4 protein-coding genes and 1 pseudogene are annotated in these 3,037 nt (G+C 71.9%); 3 read left to right on the top strand and 2 right to left on the bottom strand.

What is annotated here, in order from left to right:
• Both V7050_RS19970 and V7050_RS19965 read left to right on the top strand, forming a co-directional pair.
• Nucleotides 1-219 (top strand): annotated as a pseudogene (locus tag V7050_RS19970) (hypothetical protein); the annotation flags it as partial.
• Nucleotides 220-315: 96 nt separating this feature from the next.
• Entirely contained in the window at nucleotides 316-738 is a 423-nt protein-coding gene (locus V7050_RS19965; protein ID WP_324366086.1) for a cupin domain-containing protein, read from the top strand.
• Between the two features lie 46 nt (nucleotides 739-784).
• On the opposite strand, the gene V7050_RS19960 is transcribed toward V7050_RS19965, so the two are convergent.
• Together V7050_RS19960 and V7050_RS19955 are read right to left on the bottom strand one after the other, a co-directional pair.
• Entirely contained in the window at nucleotides 785-1,876 is a 1,092-nt protein-coding gene (locus tag V7050_RS19960; protein WP_324366088.1) for a hypothetical protein, read from the bottom strand.
• 141 nt (nucleotides 1,877-2,017) lie between these two features.
• On the bottom strand, nucleotides 2,018-2,698 hold the full coding sequence (locus V7050_RS19955) for a GntR family transcriptional regulator (protein WP_324366090.1): 681 nt from the start codon (nucleotides 2,696-2,698) through the stop codon (nucleotides 2,018-2,020).
• Nucleotides 2,699-2,857: 159 nt separating this feature from the next.
• Here V7050_RS19955 and V7050_RS19950 point away from each other — a divergent pair.
• A partial coding sequence (locus tag V7050_RS19950) for a hypothetical protein (protein ID WP_324411129.1) occupies nucleotides 2,858-3,037 on the top strand: 180 nt, incomplete at its 3' end.

The following is a 3,037-nucleotide window of genomic DNA, read 5'->3' as shown; positions in this document are numbered from 1 at the left end:
GCATTCGGGGATGATGCGCCGGCGCTGATCTGGGAATCGGCAGGCCTCCCGGAGGTCACGGTGACCGATTTCCGCCTGCTGCCGCTCAATTATGCCATCGTGTTGCCCGAGGGCTCGGCCCTGCGCGAGGACATCAACCGGGCGCTGCTCGATCTCATCGGCACCGCGGAATGGGCCGCGGTCGTGCAGTATTACTTCGGGCAGCCGCAGGATCGGTAGCCGCCGGCCGGCGGGGGCGACCCCGCAGCGCGCGCGCTTCCGGTGGCGCCGCCGCCCGTGCTAGCATCCGCCTGTGATCGCGAGGAGGCCCCCGAAATGTCCGACAAGCCCGACAGGACCGGTGGCAGCTGCCAGGTCTTCCGCGCGGGTGCGGTCTATTCCGGCAAGCAGGGCTTCGACTACGCCGCCGGGATCTCGACCGAGACCGCGGGGGCGCGCGGGATCTGCATGCATCTCCTGACGATCCCGCCCGGCGGGCGGGCGAAGGCGCATCAGCATTCCGGCCACGAATCGGCAATCTACGTGCTGAGCGGCGAGGCGCAGATGTGGTCGGGCGAGCGGATGGAGCACCATGTGGTGGTGCGCGCCGGCGACATGCTCTACATCCCGGCCGGAGTGCCGCATCTGCCGGTGAACCTGACGGATGCGCCGGTGACCGCGGTGATCGCCCGCACCGACCCCAACGAACAGGAGAGCGTCGAGCTGCGCCCCGATCTCGAGGCGCTGGTGCCCGGCTGAGCGGCCGACCCGCGCGCGCCCCGGCCGGCGGCGCGGGCGCGGGCGCTCAGGCGTCGAAGAAGCCGGCCCGGAAAGGCAGGTCGAGGCCCTCGCCGCCGGCTTCGGAGAGCGTCAGCCGGTCGCCGGACACGGCGATCCCGCCGATCTCGGTCCAGCCGGCGGGGCGCGGGACCGCGCCGATCACATGGTCGATGCGATGGCGTCGGCCGGGGCCGAGGTCGATGCGCGTGCGCACGCCGCGGGCGGCGAGGGGATTTTCGCCCAGGGCCGCGCGATGGCCGGCGGCGCCGGCGGCGCAGCCGTCCTCGATGCCGAGCACGCCCCGGTGCCGGCCGTTCCAGGGCGGGAAGTCGCGGCCGCCGTTCGAGATCCAGAGCATCGTCACCGGCAGCTGCGCAGGGTTCTTGAGCACGAAGACGATGTCGTCCTCGGCCTCGCGGATCACCGCGGTCCAGCCGAGCGGGCTGTCGTCGGCCTCGACCAGGGTGATGAAATCCTCGTTTCGCTCGCCGGGCGGGAAGCGGTGCAGGTCGCAGGTATCGCCCCTCGAGGTGAGGACGCGGGCGAGATCCCGGGTCTCGTCGGCGCAGGCGAGGCGGTTGCGGCCCGGCACGAGCGGCAGTTCCGGCGTCATCGCGAAGCGCTTGGGCGAGACGTCGATGCGCCCGCCCTCTTCCATGTGCAGCATCGGGTGATGCGCCACCGTCAGCCCGCCTTCGCCGCCCGCGATCTCGTGGCGCTGGTAGAGGAGCGGCGCATCCGGGGCGAGGCGCAGGGTCTTCTCGATCCGGGCGCCCATGACCGGGCGCTCCAGCCGGAAGGCGAGCGTGCCCGCGCCGCGGTCCAGAAGCGCCCAGGGCGAATTGGCGCTCCAGCCGTGGATCGGCGCCGCGTCGAGATCGTTGGCGCCGAAGGGCGCGCAGAAGAAATCGCCCGAGAGATGCCGCTCGACCGGCGCCAGGGGCAGCGCTTCCGTCTCGGGCTCCTCGATCCAGGGCGCGGCATGGAGCGGGGCGATCACCCTGTCGCCGGTGTGGAAGGCGAGATGGCGGATGTTGCCCAGGGCGGGATCGACCGTGAGAATGCCCGCGGGGGTTTCCGTGGTGACGAAGCGCGGGTCGGATTGCGGCTCGGTCATGTCTTTCTCCCGGTGGCGGCGCGTGGTGGTCGGTGCGGCGGATTCGCACCGCCGGCAGCGCAGGTTTCGCGCAACCGGCGGGGATCGTCCAGAGGGCGGTTTGCGGCTGTCGCGATTGATGCGGGCCGTGCGGCCGGGGCGCTAGCGGCTGCCGCTCCGGCGATGGGCGCGGAGCTGCTCGATGACATGGCGCCCGGCGCCCTCCACATGGCGCGCGATGGCGCCGGCGGCGGCCTCGGCGTCCCGGGCGCGGATGTGGGCGAGCAATTCGTGATGCTCCTGAAGGATCGCGACCCGGCGGCTCAGGGAGACCGTGAAGCGGCGGCCGATCGCGGCGAGGATCTCGCGGTGGTTCCACCAGAGCGTGACCGCGTGGCGGTTGTAGTGCCGGTCGTACATGCGGCGGTGGAACCGCGTGTCGAGCTCGGCATGCAGGGCGAGATCCGCGAAGTTGTTGGCGTCGATCTCGCGCTGGATAGCCGCGAGATCGGCGGTATCGGCCTCGGTGGCGGTATCGACGTAGCTGCGGGTGAGATAGGGCTCGACCAGCATCTCGATCTCGATGATGTCGCGCACGAAATCCTCGTCCATCGGCCGGACCCGCGCGCCGCGGTTGGGCGAGATGACGACGAATCCCTCGCCGCGCAACTGGTGCAGCGCCTCGCGCACGGGATTGGTCGAGGTGCCTAAGCGCCGGGAGAGCTCGGAGACCTTCAGCCGGGCGTTGGGCGGCAGGCGACCCTCGACGATATCCTCTCGGATCGTCTCGTAGACCGAGCCCTCGCGCAGTCCCGTCGCGCCGGCATTCTCCAGGTCGTCCATCGTGGTCCCGTCACGGTCAAGGGAGGATCGCGCCCGGTCAGATAGGCCGGATTGCCCCGGATTCCACGAATACCGGGCCGGGGCCGGTCTGTGAACTCCGTCGTCCGTCGGGGCGGGGGATCCCGCCGATGCAGCTTCCGGTTGCGGGAGGCGCGACTCATGTGCCCGCATGCAGACCCCGGGCCCGCCCCGCCGCTCGACGCCGTGATGGCCGCGGCCAGCGACGACGCCGTCGACTCGCTGTCGAGCTCGCTGCTCCCGTCGCGCGCGGCCGCCGGCCGCGGCTCGCTTGCGCCGCGCCGCCTGGCCGAGCCCAGCGGCCCCGCCTCCATCGCGCAC

This window comes from Amaricoccus sp. (assembly GCF_036846665.1).
Classification (GTDB): Bacteria; Pseudomonadota; Alphaproteobacteria; order Rhodobacterales; family Rhodobacteraceae; genus Amaricoccus.
This window is presented reverse-complemented; position numbering and strand designations above follow the sequence as displayed.